Origin of the sequence: Heyndrickxia oleronia, from assembly GCF_017809215.1 — a bacterium.
Lineage (GTDB): Bacteria > Bacillota > Bacilli > Bacillales > Bacillaceae_C > Heyndrickxia > Heyndrickxia oleronia.
The window spans coordinates 3,646,652-3,664,550 of the sequence record NZ_CP065424.1 but is presented as its reverse complement, the minus strand read 5'-3'; the positions used below and the strand labels follow the sequence as shown (position 1 = coordinate 3,664,550).

Below are 17,899 nucleotides of genomic sequence, written 5' to 3'. Positions count from 1 at the left end.
ATAACCTACTAATCTAATGAAAAATCAGCTTGTATTTATCTCTAAAAAGAACACATTCGTATTAAGGTAGGAACAAATAAAGAAAATATATTTAATGGGGGGAGAGGTCGTGGAACAATGGCTTAATGTCCAAACACTTATCTGGTTATTCCCGATTGCATTTGTTCTACATGACTTGGAAGAAATTATTATGGTTGAAAGGTGGATGGATAAGAACAGGCATGTTATCTATGACAAGTTACCAAAAAAAATTGCCGATAAAGTGATTAAACAATTGTCAATGTCTACGGCACAATTTTCCGTTGCCGTATTTGTTATTTTTATTTTTGTAAGTAGTTCAACCTATATGGCAAGTCAATATATTAATGATGGTCCACTTGGCAATATTTATTTTTTTACTATTATACTATTGATCTTCTTTATACATGTCTTTACTCATATTGGGCAGTCTATTATTCTTCGGTCCATTACTCCCGGTGTTATAACTTCAATTGTCATAATTTTTCCTTATAGCATAATAATGTTTAATTCATTATTCAAAAATCAAATGATTACTTGGAACACGATTTATGTCAGCTTACCTTTTATTATTGGCTGTTTTCGTATAGTTTGTTGCTTTTGTAAAAGCCCAACTGCCGGCTTTTACACCCAGTAAAGGATTCAGCGATTCTTATAGAGTTTGCAGCACTTTTCTCAGTGGAATGAAAGGTGTAGTGGTCTTCAGCCAATAGTTATTCATTAAAACTTAACTTAAATAGCAACAATGTTTGAGAAAAGAGCCTTATTATTTTAATTGTTCCTGTTTTGTTTTTTGCTCATTGGATTGGAAAAAAAGCGATATAGTTTCAACTTAATCACAGCACGGCTTGCTTTAAAATTTTTATTCTAAGATGTTTGTGTTATTGACTTTCATCCACTGCATGATAAAGATGTCTATAGGACGTTGAATTTAAGGGGGAGAATATGGAATCTAAGCTAATTATTATCCGAGGAAACTCAGGGAGTGGAAAAACAACGACAGCGAAAAATCTTCAAAATGATTTGGGGCATGGAACGCTCTTGGTTTCTCAGGATATTGTTCGACGTGAAATGTTGAAGGTCCATGATAGAGATGGAAACCTCTCCATTGATTTGATTCGCCAAATCGCTGAATACGGTAAAGATAAATGTGAGTTTGTTATTGTCGAGGGTATTCTGTATAAACATCGTTACGGTGAAATGTTGAATCACTTAATCCAGTTTTTTAATCAAAAGGCATATACATATTATTTTGATTTATCTTTTGAGGAAACAGTCAAACGTCATAACTCAAGTTCGAAAAAGATGGATTTCGGAGAAGATTCTTTACGCGATTGGTGGACTCCAAATGATTACCTAGGAGTAGATGGAGAAAAGATCTTAACTAATGATATGTCACAAAACGATGTATTGAAATTGATTTTAAATCAACTGCAAAAGTAGTTATTCTATCATACCGATGGTGAACTATAATCTTACAAGGACATCATTACTATTTTTTTTTAGGGATATCTGGTTAGCTATAGTGACCATTTGAAATCTCATATCATGCAAAAGATCCCTAAATAATGAAGATAATGGTCCTTGGAAAATCAGAAGTAAAAAGATTATGCTTTTTTAAAGACATATCACTAAATTAAGGGTGGCATTAGCGACTATAGAATAATGAATGAGATGTAAATATTGATTCAGCATTAACATGTTGTTAAATAAACAGGGCATCAATGAATGGGCTCTTAACTTTATTCCACTCTATTTTCGTTTATCTCTTGACTCTCTTCTTTGATTTGCCCTATTAAAGAAATTTCAGAACCTATGGCTTGTATCCAGCTGCCAAGAGCTCCAATAGTGTTAAAGTCCTGTTTAGGTCTATTTGGTATGTGGAGTTGATACGCACCATCCAATGCTTGCATGGAGTTACCTATTCCTTGTAATAAACCTCCTATTATGTTGTGTAAGCGACCATTTTCGGTGGTATCCTGAAATTCATCGAAGGATCCAATGATACTGCCAATAGCTTGAAGCATATTCCCAATAATGACTAATTTTTGAGCTGCTTGATTTTCTAAATGGACTAGTAATCCAGCTATTACAGTTAAATTTCCTATTGATTGAATTTGATTCCCTATCTTTTCTAAGGATGTAGAAGCTTGACCATCGACTTCCAATGCATTTCCCACTGCCTGAAGGACATTTCCCTTAACATTTAAGAAATACTTTACATCATCATGCAATTTAGATGGTGTACTTCCTATAGCTGATTCAATTGTGCCTAAAGTAGAGGTCAATGCCCCGTATATCTCTTTTAAACGTTTATCCATATCCATCATCTCACTGAATAGTTTGTCTTCTATTGTATTAAATTTTTTATAAGTTGAATAAAGCAATCGTTTAGTCGTCCACATAAATGGATGATTAAACTAAGGAAGGGATCTACAGATTATTTGATTAATGGACTTAATAAATAAGGGATGTTCATAGAAGGAGGAATAACGCCTTTTTTGTTGAAGTTATAAGATTAATGGTAAACTTGAGAAGAATGGTGAACATGATAAAATATAAACTTAATGCAATTAAAAGACGAGGATGAAAGTAAGGATGTGCTAATTGATGGATTTCGAAACAGTTATGCAGGAGCTTGAGAATCTCGGGAAGGAACGAACGAAAAAAATCTATATTTCCAACGGTGCGCACGAACCTCTTTTTGGGGTAGCTACAGGTGCTATGAAACCAATGGCAAAGAAAATAAAAATAAATCAACCTCTAGCTGAAAAGCTGTATTCCACCGGTAATTATGATGCGATGTACTTTGCCGGAATTATTGCTGACCCAAAAGCAATGACTGAATCGGATTATGATCGTTGGATCGATGGAGCATATTTTTATATGCTGTCCGATTATGTAGTGGCAGTAACATTATCAGAATCTGATATTGCACAAGATGTTGCTGATAAATGGATTGCAAGCGGGGACGAGTTAAAAATGTCAGCGGGATGGAGTTGCTACTGCTGGCTTTTAGGAAATCGATCGGACCATGAGTTTTCCGAAAGTAAGATTTCCACTATGCTTGATATGGTGAAAAATATGATTCATCATTCTCCAGAAAGAACAAAATCTGCTATGAATAATTTTCTATATACTGTGGGGGTATCCTTTTTGCCATTACATGAAAAAGCAGTCACGACAGCAAAGGAAGTGGGTATAGTAGAAGTTAAACGGGACAAGAAAAAAAGTAGTTTCCTAAATGCTTACGAAAATATCCAAAAAGAAATTGATAGAGATAGGCTTGGTTTTAAACGTAAATATGTAAGATGTTAAAAATCAGCTGAATATCGGGTGTTGGTCCAGGAAGGATTGACGCTTTTTTTGTTAAAGTATTTAATTAAATAGGCTAATTGTCTATCTATTTTCATATTATACATATTAGGACTTTAAATGTAATTTTGATAGAAAGTGGTTTCATACTGAGCCTCCAAACCAAACATTATTTTTGGAAGCTTTTGTAAAAAATGCTATTCTAAAGCAAAACAAATCAATCTAAGCAGGTGTATATGAATGTTGGCAAAAGAGCAAGCTTCCTTTGAGAGTTTTATAGATTCGCCAGAACAGCTAAAAAAAATATATAGACGCGTGTTATTTGTCGTGAGCTTGTCACAAATATTTGGTGGGGCAGGACTTGCAGCAGGAGTTACGGTAGGTGCTCTTTTGGCACAACAAATGCTTGGAACAGATGCCTATGCAGGAGTTCCATCTGCTTTAATTACTTTGGGTTCAGCGGGTGCGGCTTTTCTCGTAGGAAAACTTTCACAACGTTATGGGCGTCGTACAGGTTTATCAACTGGTTTTATTGTAGGTGGACTCGGAGCAATTGGCGTAGTTATTGCTGCCATGATGAATAGTGTCATTTTATTATTTGCATCGCTCTTAATTTATGGGGCAGGAACTGCAACCAATTTACAAGCTCGTTATGCGGGGACTGACTTAGCAAATAGTAAACAGCGAGCAACTGCGATTAGTACAACAATGGTGATGACAACATTTGGGGCAGTGGCAGGACCGAATTTAGTAGAAATTATGGGCAAATTCGCAGTGTTTATAGGTGTGCCTTCTCTTACGGGTCCATTTATCTTATCAGCTACAGCATTTATCTTGGCAGGGATAGTGCTTTTTACTATGTTGCGTCCTGACCCATTAGAAATTGCCAAAAGGATTGCAGCGTATAAGCAGGTTAAAGGGCATGGAAATAAATCAGAATCTGTCAATAGTTCAAGAAATAAAAGCGGTCTTATGGTTGGTGCAACAGTCATGGTTCTAACTCAAATTGTGATGGTTGCTATTATGACGATGACACCAGTCCATATGAAGCATCATGGGCATGGATTATCTGAGGTAGGATTAGTGATAGGATTTCATATAGGCGCAATGTATCTTCCTTCACTTGTCACAGGCATCCTTGTTGATAAAATTGGACGAACAGCAATGAGTATAGCATCAGGGATTACATTGTTATGCGCTGGCCTGCTAGCAGCATTAGCACCAAGCGATTCTCTTGTTCTATTAATAATTGCTCTATCTTTACTTGGATTAGGGTGGAACTTTGGTTTAATTAGTGGAACGGCTCAAATAGTTGATTCTACAGAGCCTTCAACCCGAGCAAAAATACAAGGAACCCTCGATGTTTTTATCGCATTAGCAGGGGCTTCTGGTGGAGCTCTTTCGGGAATGGTGGTAGCTAATGCAAGTTATACAGCATTATCTTTAGGTGGGGGTCTTTTATCCTTACTTCTTATACCAATTGTCATCTGGTCTCGTAGAGGGAATGCTTAATAGAGGTTTAAAAGAAATCACTTTTTAAAGAATGAACGGAATTGAATGGATCTTAAGTAAAGTCTTGTTACAGAAGAAATGTAACAGGACTTTTATTTTTGGAATTAAAAGTATGATAAGATCGTGTTTTGATAGAAGGTAAGAGTCATAAAATACAGATGATGAACGAGTATTTTCGTAACACTGTTAGTATGGTATTTATGAAACTGCATTTGCTTCTTCTTCGAAATAATGGTTTTTGTATTAGATAATTTTAACAAATTATCAGGTCCGGGTTTGTAACAAAACTTCTTCCAATCAGAAGAGCTGATTTAGGGTAAAATCTTTATATCATTTAAATAAAAAAGCATCCCTTGTTAAAGGAATGCTCACTAATCACTATTATTGATCTTTCTTCAAATAATCCGCAATCGTTCTACAGCTGTTTTTACATCATTAAAGATAAAACCGTATAAGTCGATTGCTACACTTTCATCATGGACGGTCAGTGAATAAAATAGATTTTTCAATACGTCTAGATAAAAAATGTAATTTCTAAAAAAAGGTTCACTTTTTAAATCGTCTTATTTATAAAATTTTACACGGTCTTCAAGTGGTTGGAATTCTTTTTCACCCACTGGAGCTGTTGGATTACCAAATGGCATTTGCGCAATAAGCTTCCAATTACCAGGAATATTCCATTCTTTTTTCACTTCATCATCAATTAGGGGATTATAATGTTGTAAAGATGCTCCTAATCCCTCTGATTCCAATGCTGTCCACACCACTAATTGGTGCATTCCTGATGCTTGGTTTGACCAAATTGGAAAGTTATCAGCATATAAAGCAAATTGTTCTTGAAGTGATTTAACTACGGCCTCATCTTCAAAGAATAATACTGTTCCATAACCTGCTTTAAAGGAATCCATTTTCTGTTGAGTTCCTGTAAAGTCTCCGTTACCAACTACTTTTCTTAATGTTTCAGTTGTAATGTCCCATAATTTATTATGTGCTTCACCAGTTAAAACAACTAAACGTGCAGTTTGAGAATTGAAAGCTGACGGAGTGTATTTTACAGCAAATTCTACTATTTCTTTAATTCTTTCGTCTGATACTTGTACTTCCTTATTAATTCCATAGTAAGAACGTCTTTCTTTAAGTGCAGTATAGAAATCTTTAGTCATAGTCTTACTTCCTCCTAAATTTTACTATCCTTCAAAATAATATTTCTTGAAGAAAATGTATTTAATTTCGTAAACATTTAAACACAGCTGAGCTTGTCCAAACTACTTTAGAAATACTAACACCATTCTCTTTTAATGTATCCTGAGTATTTAATATTTACACAAATATGAACAAGAGCATTTAAAATAATTTAAAATATCTTGAGATAAAGTATCTCTAATTCGAGATAATTATATTAAATTAAATTCGTATAGTCAACAAGAAAGCTCAAATTGCATTGATAAGAATAAAATAAAAATCTTGCAACTATTTTCGAAACTTCGCGCCTTTATTACTAACATCGTACTTTCCTTCAAATTCACAACAATCCTAATTTCTCAGTATTACATATAGAAATTAGGATTGTTAATATTGCATTTTCCTTGATACTGTAAATCCGCATGTATCTTCATTTCATTAGGAGAACCATAATCATGGTTCTCACATCTTTTACAAGTACACAATGTGTAAAAACAAGGACTTGCTAATTGTCCATGTTTCATTTAGAGGGGGGAGTCCAAAAGTATCAAAAAAACACCTTACCGCCAAGAAGATAATAGGAGTAAGGTGTTTTTAAGTAATTTTAATAAAACATAAAGTTCCCTAAAAGAAATAAAGCAATCTCGTATGGAGGATACGTTTAACGGGATGCTTTTGGCGGTTGGCATACGTCACATTTACGTTGATGATTATTTTTAAATTTCGTAAATGTTTTTTCAAAATTGCTGCCACATGCACATTTAAATTGTAACTTTTGAGAAAAACCATGAAATTCAGTCGTTAACAACTTACTATCTGAATTCTTCTCAACGAAATCCTTAATTTTATCGATTGTCCATCGTTTATTCATTCTTTAACACCTCAATATTTTATCGCTAAAACGGAGGCTTTTTATAGCAACCGTTTTATTATGAGTAAAAGTAGTCATCTCATCATCATATGAGCTAACATACATTTAAACCAATCGTTTATTTTGTTATCTTTTTAGTCCTGATTAAACCAGAGCTGTTCTTTGTCATCCACATCACCATTATAATTGATTAGAATCTCATCCCCAGCTTTTATATCTGTGTAAGCAAAGAAATCAAATGTGTGATTTTTAAAGTTAATCTCATAAATTGCATTAGGTTCATAAGAATGGTTAAACAACATTCCATAACCAAGAAGGATCGCAGAATGATTTATGCCATACTCAAAAGCGTAATCAGCGAGTATGGTATGTTCAATGTATTGATGCTGGTCGTTTGGATAAGAAATGACAGGTGCTTCATGGATAAGTTGTCCTTTTTTGATATCACATGTCGCAAATACCCCTCTATTGAATTCTCCATCACTTAGTGGAGATGTTTTTATTTCAATCATATTGTTCGCCTTCCCACTTTAAAAATTTTCTTACTAACTGTATCATTAAATTGGACAAAAAGCATTTTATTTAATAAAACCGCATCTTTTTATTCTACTTAATCTATGTAAGCAAGTGTTTTGCTTTAAGTACTACGTTGAATTTCAAATGGTTAGTGTTTTCTGTATTCAAACCTCTACCTACAGTTAAAACGCATGTCCTGCACTAACCATATTTGTTGCCTTTATTTATTTGTGGACGAAATAGCGTTTCATCGTTCTCTAGCTTAGCATCAATAAACGCCACAATACTTTGAAGATCATGTATTTGAGTCATGACTTTTTCTTTATATTCTAAAAGAGTACTTTTTAACTCGGGAGTAGAACTAAGTTTATCTTTTACAGGATATTGTAAAATATGTTTCATCTCATTTAATGACATTCCTGTTTTTTTTAGACAAATGATTAGTTCCATTCTCTCTATATCTTCTTCATCGTATATTCGATGTCCATTCAGTTTTCTTTTTGCATAAGGAAGCAAACCGATTTTTTCATAATAGCGAATCGCATCTTCGGTTAAACCGGATTTCTTAGATACTTGCTTGATAGAATATGTACCCAAATCATCACCTACTAACTTGATTTTATTATATGTTAGAATTCAATTCACCGTAATCTACAGCCTAATAGATGTAATTAAAAACTATACGAGAAACTCATTTTTGTAAATATCATGCAGCCGATTAAGAATCGTCCCCTCATACTCCGAGAATTTAATTACAGTTTCTTTGCCCTTGTTTATAAAAATCCCAGTAGTTTCACTGTTGAAATCGAAAGCAGCATCGTATAATCGAGATGCACCTTTACTTGGCGGCGAAAAAATAAGGTTTCTTATTGGAATGAGGTAACTGGGTATTCTTTTGCCCTTAGTCAACTTCGTTCTGTTTGGTCCTGGACAGACACTACGGATTTTTATTCCCTCAATCAATAGCTTCGGAGCAATTCCATTTGTCCACAGGGAAAGGGCTAATTTACTATTCCCATATGGACCTATAATCTTTTTAAATGGAATGAGCTTAGGATCGATTACTGTATTTAAGTCAAATTGCTTTAAAAATAATAAAGAATTGGAAGAGGTATTAATGATCGTTTTATCCTGGCCCTGTAGTAACAGTTCTTTAAGTTCCAACGTAATGATGTAGGGTATTAATGTATTAACTTCAAAATGTATTTCACGCCCTTGTTTGGAATATTTGTATTCAGCAAAACAAACTCCTGCATTATTGAAAAGCAAGTCAATCTTGGCCTCTCTTTTCTTAATCTGACCTAGTACGTTTCTTAGGCTGGAGAAATCGGCTAAGTCAGCTTTATATATTCTTAACTGTTTCTTTTTAAGAGCATGAATGATTATTGGGTGGTCATTTGGAAATTCAGATCGTATTAAAGAAATTACTTCCATTCCTTGGGATAACAGATTTTTCGTCAGCTCCAAGCCAACCCCAGAGTTAGCCCCTGTAATCAAAACTACTTTATTTTGTGCGTTCATTCTGTTCTTCCTTTCTGTGTTCCAATAGTAAACACAGAATACAACTTGGAGTGAACACCAAGTCAAGATAAATTTATTTGATTACAATACTGTGCTTCAGCTTAGAAAAACTCTACTAGTATTAATAGCCCAAATATCAAATTATAGATTTTGAAAAAAACCAAATACAAAATCTCCGTACTATAAAAAATGAAATAAAAATTGTAATCCAGCTGATATACCATTCCCAATGTATGTAATGAATGAGTTCGGTGTATTTTTCTAAAATTATTTCACCGATCGTCAATACTGTGCTGAAAACTATATAATAAACCAACTGGATAAGGGGACTTCGATGATTTGGATACCATACATTAAAAACGGCACATGTGACTGGAAAGAAATAAAATTCATAGTCAAAGCTAGTCCGATTAATTGAAGCAAATGACCGAATAGGATATTCAATCAGTCCCAATTCTACGACCAATAGACCTACAAGAAAAGTAATGACCTGTTTAAACAAAAAGGCAACTACTGCAAGTCGAATTTTATTTTTAGGTATAAAAAAAAGAATTCCTGTTGTTACTGCATACAAGGATAACAAAATCCACCATTCAATCCTCATTAGTGCCTCCAACGTACGACTGAATCGGAGTTTTTTCCTTATAGAACCAATTACAGCAGACTAGGCTTATAGAAAAAAGGAATCCAATGTAAATCCACATACCTAACCAAGTTAAGGATCCATATTTTATTAAATCTGTATATCTTTCGAGAATGTAATCATAAATGGTGATGATAGAAATCCATACGAAAAAGGATGTAATTTTTAACCAAAGACTGTTCATTGACTTGCTATGTACATAATAAATGGCAAATAATATTGGATAAAAGAAATAATTGATTGTAAGCGTGAGGTCAGTTGCTTTAGGAAATATACGAACGGGCGCACTTAATAAACCATATGTAAAAGAAGGCATATCACACAGCCAAATCAATGCTTGAAACATAATCGCAGCTAATAACCCCTTGCGCCGATCCTTTTGTGGTATAAACAGAATAAAGCCAATCGTTCCGAATAGCCACATTGCTGCCAATATCATGTACTCCTTTACCATATTACAGAAATCCCCCTCCTAAAAGAGAAGTATTGCTTTAGTATTTTGCCACCAAAGTCCATTTTTAATTATTTTCCAATCTACTTTGTTTCCCCTATTAAGGTAGTAACACATGATATAATATCTGTTAATTAAAAATTAATTTTCGTAGCTGTATAAAAATAAAATAAACAGATTGAAATAATCAGTTATACGCTACTTTGATGTACTATTAAGGACATTTGGGATAAAGTACTTCAACTAGGCTTTCAGGAAATACTGTAAAGAATGATCTGCTAGTATAAAGATATAGGAGAGAATCTGGATGAACTTAAAAAAAATGTGGGAGAAGTATGGGAATGAAACAGAGTTTAACTTTTCCGTAATATCCGAGTTTATAGATGAGTTTGGGACAGAGCTAGTGTTTGAACCAAACTCTGTCATTATTTCTAGAGGAGACTTTCCAAATTATGTCTATTTCATTAAAGATGGCATAGCTATGGGTTTAAGAGATTATGAAGATGGAAGTGATTATTCCTATTTTCAAGTGGATAAAACGAACGGAAACATAGGGTTATTGGAGATAATGTCTAGAAGAGAACAATACATTGCCACGATAACCTGTTTAACAAAAGTAACGGCAGTTAGAATAGAGTCGGCATTAGTTTATCAGTTGATTATGTCAGATATTTCCCTTTTGAGACGATGTTCTGTGTTATTAGCTGAAGATTTATATATTAGTTCAGGAAACGATGGTATTTTTTATCAATACAAAGGTATTGATCGAGTCAGATATTTTTTGATCAGATATTATGAGAGGAATAGCAATAAAAATAGTCTAACCAGATCAATTTATATTGATGATCAATATAAGGATATTGCAAGTCAAATAGGGCTAAGCATCCGTACAGTTGGTAGAAGCATCAAACAATTAAAAGAATTGAATGAGATATCAAGTTCTAATAGAAAATTAACGATGTCAAAACAGCAATATATAAAGATGAAACATAGTATCAATGAATGAAGTGCAAAAATGATAAAGTTCACTCCAAAGGCGATATCTTATAAAAAGAATATCCGAACGTTATCGAATCTTTTCGGAAGGATTTGATGACGTTCGGATTATTTTTTGCCTGAAAAAAATAGTTGTTCCATCTCATTATGAAATATCAAACGAAAGGACATTTGACCTTTTATCCGCTTTATAGCTGAATATATACTATATTTAAATCTTATATCTAGTAAAAAATGAAATGTTAGCGCTTTAAAATAAATGATTACTGGTATAAGGGAAGTTATATTTATTTGTGATATGTCATTTATACATCTGAAATTTTAAATCTAATAAAAAGGAGCAGGATGATGAAAAGAGGGATAAGGTATGATTTTTCATTACTAGCATTATTATTAATCCCAGTAGGTGTTTCATTAAATGTAGTTGGTTATCAACTATCGACTATATTAAAGTTGCCAGTTTTTGTTGATCAAATAGGAACAATAATGGTATCGATGATTGCAGGACCTTGGATTGGATTGCTAACTGGTCTTTTAGGAAATGTCGTAAATGGGATGCTTAATCCTATTGCAATAGGGTTCAGTATCGTGTCAATGAGTATTGGTTTTGTATCAGGCTATTTATCAAAATGGAAATTTTATAACAATATTTTTGGTATCATTCTATCTTGTATACTATTAACAATTGTATCAGCATTCACGGCAGCTATCGTTACAGTTTTTATGTTTGGTGGAGTAACTGGTGCAGGGACAGATTTAATTACAGCAACGTTTCTTGCAACAGGAAAAGAATTATGGAATTCCGTTGTATCCACAAATTTAATTTCAGGTTCAATTAATACAATCCTAAATTTCGGTATTAGTTGGTTAATTATTAGAAGAGTTCCAGATAGATTTTTAATTAAGTTAAATTATGGTGAGCCATATATTAAGAAAGGGGGAAATGTGAATGGATAGTCGTATTGGAAAACTTTATCCTTCATCTAAATTTGCTTTTGTCATTCTAATTATTTTATTAAGTATGTTCACACCTGGATACATATTCCAATATATGGTTCTTCCATTCATGTTACTAATAAGCCTTTGTTCCAGGACGGCTACTAAGTTTTTAGCAACGTTTGTGAAGTCAATTTTAATAGTTGTGTTATTTATATTTATTATCCAAGTTTTTATTGTTGTGAATGATGATTCTCAAAAAATTTGGGGAATCATTCATTTTTCTCAAATTGGTTTAACGACAAGTTTAAATATGACAGCAAAGATTATTGCTATCAGTTCTAGCGTTATTTGGTTTTTCCAAGTCACTAGTGTAAAAGATATTATCTATGCTTTAGAGAAATCTGGAGTTTCTCAAAAAGTGACTTTTGTAATCGCTTCCACTATTCAGCTTATTCCGCAAATGATGAGTTTGTCTAAAACGATCACAGATGCTCAAAGATCTCGCGGAATTGAAACCGAGGGGAGTATGTTCGTTAGAATGAAAGCTTTTGTTCCTATGATCGGTCCGTTAGTTCTATCATCGATTCAACAAATTGAAGAAAGAGTGTTAACTTTGGAATCACGCGCTTTTTCTTCTGGAGCAAAAAAGACATCCATTTACGAACTTAAAAAGCAAAAGGCTGATTATCTGATTATAACGTTTTGTGCAGTCATTTTAATCAGTTATATTGTTTGGAGGATCCTATCATGAGCATTCTATCGTTAAAGAATATTAGTTATAAATATCCTTTAGAAAATAATGAAACGATTCACGATGTCTCATTTGAATTCGAAAAAGGACGCGTCTATGGTCTAGTGGGAGCAAATGAGTCAGGAAAAACGACATTATGTAATATCATTAGAGGCTTTATCCCTGAGCTTTACAAAGGGCAATTAGTAGGGGACGTGATGATAAAAGGGAAGCATTTAAATGAATATAATATCGGAGAGCTTGCCACAATCATCGGTTATTCGTTTCAAAATCCGTTTACCCAGCTATCCGGGGTAAAGGATACCGTATATGAGGAAATTGCCTATGGGATGGAAAATATAGGTGTGCCACGTGATGAAATGATAAAAAAAGTTAATGATCTAGTCAAAATGTTTCGCTTAGAAGATTTGATTAACAAGAATCCTTTTGAATTATCGGGTGGACAAAAACAAAGGGTTGCAATAGCTTCAATCATTGCTTTAGATCCAGAATTTATCATTTTAGATGAACCAACTTCACAATTAGACCCTAAAAGTAGTGAAGATATTTTTAAAATCATCCATCTTTTAAAAAAGCAAGGTAAAACCATCTTGCTAGTGGATCATAAAGTTGATTTATTAGCGGAGTATTGTGATGAAATTTTATTAATGAGCAAAGGACAGCTGGCTATGACCGGTCCTACAAAAGAAATTTTGGCAGATCCTAAGGTACTAAAGTATGGAGGGCAATTGCCACAAGTAGCGCTATATTATATCCAAAAGGCTAAGGATAATCATTTGAAAACTACAGATACGATACCTTTAACAGTACAAGAAGTACAGGACATCTTACGTAAGGATGGTGAAGTGTAAAGTGCCTTATCTATCACTAAAAAATGTTTGGTACACATATTCTAACGGTTATGAAGCTGTTCAAGATATTAATTTGGATTTTGAACTAGGTGAATCAGTTGCCATAATTGGGCAGAACGGTGCTGGTAAAACAACGACAGTTAAACTAATGAATAGGCTGCTATTACCAACGAAAGGTGAAGTTTTAGTAGACGGTGTTTCCACTAAGAAGGCAACCACTGCAGAGATTTCTAAGAAGGTTGGTTATGTATTTCAAAATCCCGATGACCAAATTTTTCAAGATACTATTTATAAAGAGATTGCATATGGTCCTAAGAACCAGAAATTAGGAGATTCTGTCGTGAAAGATAGAGTAGCGAAAGCAGCTGAAATTTGTGGTTTAACAGAGTCTTTAGATGAACACCCTTATAACTTACCTTATTCGAAAAGAAAATTTATAACCATGGCTGCAGTAATTGCTATGGATCCGCATGTGATCATTTTAGATGAACCTACTGCTGGACAAGATAGAGAGTCAACTGAACGGTTAGGCAATATTATTAACTATTTATCAGATCAAAATAAAACAGTAATTACTATTACACATGATATGGAATTTGTTGTACGTGAATTTAAACGAGTGATTGTTTTTGCGGATAAACAAAAAAGAAGAGATGCATCTCCTATGGAAATATTTTGGGATGAAAAACTTTTAGAATTTAGTGATTTAAAGCAGCCTGTCATTTGCCAATTGGCTACTATTTTAGGCTATGAAGGCGTATTAACGATTGAAGATTTATTGGAAAGGGAAAAATATGAAAAATATAATAATTGATTGTGATCCAGGACATGATGATGCCTTAGCTATTTTGACAGCGATAGCTAATTCTAACAAATTAAATATATTAGGAATTACAACGATTGGTGGTAATCAAACATTAGAAAAAGTTACTACCAATGCAAAAAACATATTGGAATTTGTAAATTCTACTATTCCGTTAGCAATGGGACAATCAGAACCATTAACAAAAGATCTCTGTGTTGCTCCTGAAGCTCATGGAGAAAGTGGTATGGACGGCCCTTACTTTAATGGAGAAAAGTACCCAATCACTTCAAACAATGCTATTTTATTTATGTATGAAACAATAATGAAATGCAATGATAAGGTGATTTTAGTTGGTTTAGGTCCATTGACCAATATAGCGTTATTAATAAAGGTAATTCCTGACGTTCGAAGTAAAATAGAATACATTAGCATTATGGGTGGGGGACTTGACCGTGGTAATAAAACACCATTGGCTGAATTTAATATTTATGTAGATCCAGAAGCGGCACAAATAGTGTTCAATTCTGGCATACCTGTTGTTATGTCAGGTTTGGATGTCACGGAGCAGGCTGAAATAACTATAGAAGAAATTAATTCACTAAAAAATAAAGGTAGAGTCAGTCATTTAGCTTACGAACTACTTCATTTTTACAATAAATCTGGTAGACAATTTGGTTTTATCAATAGCCCGATTCATGATTTATGTGCAGTGGCATATATATTAAATCCTAAGATGTTTTCTGGAACTTCCTACTATGTCGATGTGGTGACAGAAGGAAAAGCAAGAGGATTAACTTTTGCTGATAAAAGACTAGTCTCAAACCAAGCAAAAAACATACTAGTATTAGAGAAGGTTAATCGAGAAATGTTTATATCTGAGTTAATAAATGCTTTAGAAGTTTTGGATAAGATATAACCATTGGAAAACCCATTTAGAAACACTATGAATGTGGTATTAATAGATTATTAACAGTGCATTTTATGGATCATTTAGCGCCAAGCGTAGAAAAAACGCTCTGAGTTTAGAGTCTTAGCTCCTAAAAATTCCTATCCTGAACAGCCCCGTAAATGTTAGACACCAAACTAATTTTTACGGGGTGATTTTTTATGTATTGGATATACGGCAATATGTTTGCCAGTAATGTTTTATAGCAATGATGCTAGAGCTATTAATTTTTTACTAAACTAATAGTAAATATTTTGAATCATTACATAGATACAAGAAAATATTCCTAACAAACCAGCAATGATAAAAAATTTTTACAAGCCAATAAATTATTATTTGCGGCAGTGGTGTAAATTTTAATATATACTTCATCCCATCATCTGGTTCCTTATATCTTTTTTATTAATATAAAAAATACCAGTCCATAGTAAAATTACACTCATAGTAAAAAACAAATATACCTGAAAAAACTTCTTCCACAATATCACTACTTATCTTTAGGTGTTATTCTACTTAATCATTTGGTAATAATAAATTAAAGCAGTAATAACAGCAATCCAGCTAAAATAAATAAACCTCCAAAAAAAATACGAAACCCTACACTAGTAATTGGATCTGATATAATATCTAAAATAACCTCTAAAATACCAATTATGTAGTACCACCATTTTTTATCTTTTTTATTCTCTTTTAAAAAGGCTGTTTTCGTCTAGTTGTTGTTTTGTAAAAGCCCAACTACCGGCTTTTACTCCTAATAAAGGATCTAGCGGTTCTTATGGAGATTGTAGCTCTTTTCTGTGAAAATAAAACTCCGCCTTTAAGAATAATTTATTGAGTTTAAACTTGATTAAAATTGTGCAAGCTATAAATAATTTAATTTGGGCAATAGGAAAGCAGAGCTACCGAGTTTTTCGGTTTCTCGTTTAACTTTTCTGTTGTTTGTCTATAATGCTAATTTAAGTTGACTCGTGGTAGGGTTCCTTATTCTGAAGCATATGATAGACAATAGTTAGCATTCGATGTCCGATGGCAACGAGTGCTTTTTTCTTTCCCCTTCTTGCAGCTAGTGACCAATATTTGATTCCTAATCTTTGTTTCCGACTTCTTGAAACAGCCCACGCAGCCTCACACAATGCAGATTTAATATGAGGATTTCCTTTAACCGTTTTAGTGTTTTTTTTCCTTCCGGCACTTTCGTGATTTCCGGGCGACAATCCTGCCCATGATGCAAGATGTTTAGAGGTTGGAAATTGTCCCATATCTACTCCTATTTCCGCAATGATAACAGCTGCCGTGTCTTTCTTAATTCCCGGCATTGTAATCAGAAGCTGTACTTCCTCCTGATAGTTGGATAAAATGACGTCGATTCTTTTCTCGATATCTGATATTAATTCTTCTAAATTAACAATGTGCATCCAAGATTGCTTAATAAGAAATAGCTGGTGATCATTTAATGTTCCAAATAGTGAGTCGGTAATCAATTGCTTTTTATGGGCCATTCTTCCATGTATTTTTTGTTCGACATCTTCTTGGTCGATATAACCTTCATTCATGAGTTGTTCCAACAGTTTTCGTCCTGATACTCCAAATACATCTGAAATAACTGTGCTTAATTTAATATTTGAGGACTCTAGTACCTTTTGGATTCGGTTTTTTTCGGATGTCATGTGTCCAATCCATTTTTTTCTGAGGCGAGTCAAATCTCTTAAATTTCGAAAGTCTTCAGAAGGGACAAAACTTTTCTCTATTAAGCCATGTCTTAATAATTTAGCAATCCATTCAGCATCCGAAACATCTGTTTTCCTTCCAGGGACATTTTTAATCCTTTGAGCATTTGCCAAAGTAATATCAAAGAAATCCTCTAAGATATTGTATACAGGTTTCCAGTAGACGCCTGTACTTTCCATTGCGATGTGGGTTACTTCCTTCTCCTCAAGCCATTTAAGAAGATGAAACAGGTCCTTCGTCAAAGTAGGAAATGTTTCGGTCTCCTTAACCAAGTCGGTCTCTGATTCTCCAAGAATGACGCAGGCAACTATTGTTTCCGAATGAACATCTAAGCCCGCACATCGTTTGTGCAATGTTTCCATTCACTCCACCTTCTGAAAATATTCCACAAACAGTGGAATGAATTTGAAATTAAACATTTTTCTGTTCGTAGTCATCTCTCGAAATGAGAGAGCTAACAATGGGTTGTGCACCAAATTCATTCCAACAGTTTTCTCAACAGGGTAAAACCACCAATAAGAGCTACGTCATATACTCACTGTTTGTGGTATCTACATTATGGGGCAGTGAACCCATTTTCATTCTGGGTTGAGAGCGAAAGATCATGAAAGTTTTCTCAGTAAAATGAAAAGTTTAGCGATCCTCAGTCGATATTTAATACTTATAACTTTACTTAAATAGCAACAATGTTTGAGAAAAGAGCCTTAAAAAACATATTAATTCCAGATGCAACTAAATAAATTCCAACTAAAATAAATAATATGATAGATAAATATAACAACCAAACATCTCCTTAGAATTATGAACCTTTGCTCCTATAAGTATTGTTTTATTCAACTTAACTGAGTTTAAAC

General features: G+C 33.6%; 19 protein-coding genes. 10 read left to right on the top strand and 9 right to left on the bottom strand.

The annotated features are described in order from the left end of the window. Positions 1 to 109: 109 nt before the first annotated feature. Positions 110 to 655: an HXXEE domain-containing protein gene (locus tag I5818_RS18310; protein WP_235849874.1), complete on the top strand. Its 546-nt coding sequence runs from the start codon at positions 110 to 112 to the stop codon at positions 653 to 655. A gap of 308 nt (positions 656 to 963) precedes the next feature. Next, on the top strand, positions 964 to 1,461 hold the full coding sequence (locus I5818_RS18305; protein WP_071977150.1) for a kinase: 498 nt from the start codon (positions 964 to 966) through the stop codon (positions 1,459 to 1,461). A gap of 299 nt (positions 1,462 to 1,760) precedes the next feature. Here I5818_RS18305 and I5818_RS18300 read toward each other — a convergent pair whose 3' ends face one another. Beyond that, positions 1,761 to 2,339: a DUF6944 family repetitive protein gene (locus tag I5818_RS18300; protein ID WP_071977171.1), complete on the bottom strand. Its 579-nt coding sequence runs from the start codon at positions 2,337 to 2,339 to the stop codon at positions 1,761 to 1,763. A 289-nt stretch (positions 2,340 to 2,628) separates the two neighbouring features. Here I5818_RS18300 and I5818_RS18295 point away from each other — a divergent pair, with 289 nt between their 5' ends. Both I5818_RS18295 and I5818_RS18290 read left to right on the top strand, forming a co-directional pair. Further along, positions 2,629 to 3,336: a DNA alkylation repair protein gene (locus I5818_RS18295; protein ID WP_071977151.1), complete on the top strand. Its 708-nt coding sequence runs from the start codon at positions 2,629 to 2,631 to the stop codon at positions 3,334 to 3,336. Positions 3,337 to 3,573: 237 nt separating this feature from the next. After that, the gene (locus I5818_RS18290) at positions 3,574 to 4,845 is read left to right on the top strand and encodes an MFS transporter (RefSeq protein WP_071977152.1); all 1,272 of its coding nucleotides are present in this window, start codon (positions 3,574 to 3,576) and stop codon (positions 4,843 to 4,845) included. Positions 4,846 to 5,408: 563 nt separating this feature from the next. Here the strand turns inward: I5818_RS18290 and I5818_RS18285 are convergent. The 7 genes from I5818_RS18285 to I5818_RS18255 form a co-directional block, all read right to left on the bottom strand. Continuing rightward, positions 5,409 to 6,008, bottom strand: a complete 600-nt coding sequence (locus I5818_RS18285; protein WP_071977153.1) for a nitroreductase family protein — start codon at positions 6,006 to 6,008, stop codon at positions 5,409 to 5,411. A gap of 680 nt (positions 6,009 to 6,688) precedes the next feature. Further along, positions 6,689 to 6,898: a hypothetical protein gene (locus tag I5818_RS18280; RefSeq protein ID WP_071977154.1), complete on the bottom strand. Its 210-nt coding sequence runs from the start codon at positions 6,896 to 6,898 to the stop codon at positions 6,689 to 6,691. A gap of 134 nt (positions 6,899 to 7,032) precedes the next feature. Continuing rightward, positions 7,033 to 7,410, bottom strand: a complete 378-nt coding sequence (locus I5818_RS18275; protein ID WP_071977155.1) for an SET domain-containing protein — start codon at positions 7,408 to 7,410, stop codon at positions 7,033 to 7,035. Positions 7,411 to 7,615: 205 nt separating this feature from the next. Further along, entirely contained in the window at positions 7,616 to 8,011 is a 396-nt protein-coding gene (locus I5818_RS18270; RefSeq protein ID WP_071977156.1) for a MerR family transcriptional regulator, read from the bottom strand. An 81-nt stretch (positions 8,012 to 8,092) separates the two neighbouring features. Then, entirely contained in the window at positions 8,093 to 8,935 is an 843-nt protein-coding gene (locus tag I5818_RS18265; RefSeq protein ID WP_078110842.1) for an SDR family NAD(P)-dependent oxidoreductase, read from the bottom strand. 136 nt (positions 8,936 to 9,071) lie between these two features. Further along, positions 9,072 to 9,539: a CBO0543 family protein gene (locus tag I5818_RS18260; RefSeq protein ID WP_071977158.1), complete on the bottom strand. Its 468-nt coding sequence runs from the start codon at positions 9,537 to 9,539 to the stop codon at positions 9,072 to 9,074. Next, complete coding sequence (locus I5818_RS18255) at positions 9,529 to 10,032, bottom strand: CBO0543 family protein (protein ID WP_071977159.1); 504 nt, start codon at positions 10,030 to 10,032, stop codon at positions 9,529 to 9,531. The genes I5818_RS18260 and I5818_RS18255 overlap by 11 nt, the downstream gene beginning before the upstream one ends. Before the next feature lie 304 nt (positions 10,033 to 10,336). Between I5818_RS18255 and I5818_RS18250 the strand changes: the two genes are divergently transcribed. From I5818_RS18250 to I5818_RS18225, 6 genes are all read left to right on the top strand, one after another. Further along, positions 10,337 to 11,035: a Crp/Fnr family transcriptional regulator gene (locus I5818_RS18250; protein ID WP_071977160.1), complete on the top strand. Its 699-nt coding sequence runs from the start codon at positions 10,337 to 10,339 to the stop codon at positions 11,033 to 11,035. A 338-nt stretch (positions 11,036 to 11,373) separates the two neighbouring features. Next, positions 11,374 to 11,982, top strand: coding sequence for an ECF transporter S component (locus I5818_RS18245; RefSeq protein WP_071977161.1), 609 nt, complete (start codon positions 11,374 to 11,376; stop codon positions 11,980 to 11,982). Next, positions 11,975 to 12,715: an energy-coupling factor transporter transmembrane component T gene (locus tag I5818_RS18240; RefSeq protein WP_078110843.1), complete on the top strand. Its 741-nt coding sequence runs from the start codon at positions 11,975 to 11,977 to the stop codon at positions 12,713 to 12,715. Before I5818_RS18245 ends, I5818_RS18240 begins: the two co-directional genes overlap by 8 nt. Further along, positions 12,712 to 13,566, top strand: coding sequence for an energy-coupling factor ABC transporter ATP-binding protein (locus tag I5818_RS18235; RefSeq protein ID WP_071977163.1), 855 nt, complete (start codon positions 12,712 to 12,714; stop codon positions 13,564 to 13,566). The genes I5818_RS18240 and I5818_RS18235 overlap by 4 nt, the downstream gene beginning before the upstream one ends. 1 nt (position 13,567) lies before the next feature. Continuing rightward, positions 13,568 to 14,380, top strand: coding sequence for an energy-coupling factor ABC transporter ATP-binding protein (locus I5818_RS18230; protein WP_058004996.1), 813 nt, complete (start codon positions 13,568 to 13,570; stop codon positions 14,378 to 14,380). Beyond that, on the top strand, positions 14,334 to 15,287 hold the full coding sequence (locus I5818_RS18225; RefSeq protein ID WP_235849738.1) for a nucleoside hydrolase: 954 nt from the start codon (positions 14,334 to 14,336) through the stop codon (positions 15,285 to 15,287). The genes I5818_RS18230 and I5818_RS18225 overlap by 47 nt, the downstream gene beginning before the upstream one ends. 986 nt (positions 15,288 to 16,273) lie before the next feature. On the opposite strand, the gene I5818_RS18220 is transcribed toward I5818_RS18225, so the two are convergent. Beyond that, on the bottom strand, positions 16,274 to 17,407 hold the full coding sequence (locus I5818_RS18220) for an IS110 family RNA-guided transposase (RefSeq protein WP_209391796.1): 1,134 nt from the start codon (positions 17,405 to 17,407) through the stop codon (positions 16,274 to 16,276). Positions 17,408 to 17,899: the final 492 nt, after the last annotated feature.

Coding starts and splice junctions, on each gene's coding strand:
- I5818_RS18305 (WP_071977150.1), top strand. CDS start 964: ATGGAATCTAAGCTAATTATTATCCGAGGAAACTCAGGGAGTGGAAAA.
- I5818_RS18300 (WP_071977171.1), bottom strand. CDS start 2,339: ATGGATAAACGTTTAAAAGAGATATACGGGGCATTGACCTCTACTTTA.
- I5818_RS18295 (WP_071977151.1), top strand. CDS start 2,629: ATGGATTTCGAAACAGTTATGCAGGAGCTTGAGAATCTCGGGAAGGAA.
- I5818_RS18290 (WP_071977152.1), top strand. CDS start 3,574: ATGTTGGCAAAAGAGCAAGCTTCCTTTGAGAGTTTTATAGATTCGCCA.
- I5818_RS18285 (WP_071977153.1), bottom strand. CDS start 6,008: ATGACTAAAGATTTCTATACTGCACTTAAAGAAAGACGTTCTTACTAT.
- I5818_RS18280 (WP_071977154.1), bottom strand. CDS start 6,898: ATGAATAAACGATGGACAATCGATAAAATTAAGGATTTCGTTGAGAAG.
- I5818_RS18275 (WP_071977155.1), bottom strand. CDS start 7,410: ATGATTGAAATAAAAACATCTCCACTAAGTGATGGAGAATTCAATAGA.
- I5818_RS18265 (WP_078110842.1), bottom strand. CDS start 8,935: ATGAACGCACAAAATAAAGTAGTTTTGATTACAGGGGCTAACTCTGGG.
- I5818_RS18260 (WP_071977158.1), bottom strand. CDS start 9,539: ATGAGGATTGAATGGTGGATTTTGTTATCCTTGTATGCAGTAACAACA.
- I5818_RS18255 (WP_071977159.1), bottom strand. CDS start 10,032: ATGGTAAAGGAGTACATGATATTGGCAGCAATGTGGCTATTCGGAACG.
- I5818_RS18250 (WP_071977160.1), top strand. CDS start 10,337: ATGAACTTAAAAAAAATGTGGGAGAAGTATGGGAATGAAACAGAGTTT.
- I5818_RS18245 (WP_071977161.1), top strand. CDS start 11,374: ATGAAAAGAGGGATAAGGTATGATTTTTCATTACTAGCATTATTATTA.
- I5818_RS18240 (WP_078110843.1), top strand. CDS start 11,975: ATGGATAGTCGTATTGGAAAACTTTATCCTTCATCTAAATTTGCTTTT.
- I5818_RS18235 (WP_071977163.1), top strand. CDS start 12,712: ATGAGCATTCTATCGTTAAAGAATATTAGTTATAAATATCCTTTAGAA.
- I5818_RS18220 (WP_209391796.1), bottom strand. CDS start 17,407: ATGGAAACATTGCACAAACGATGTGCGGGCTTAGATGTTCATTCGGAA.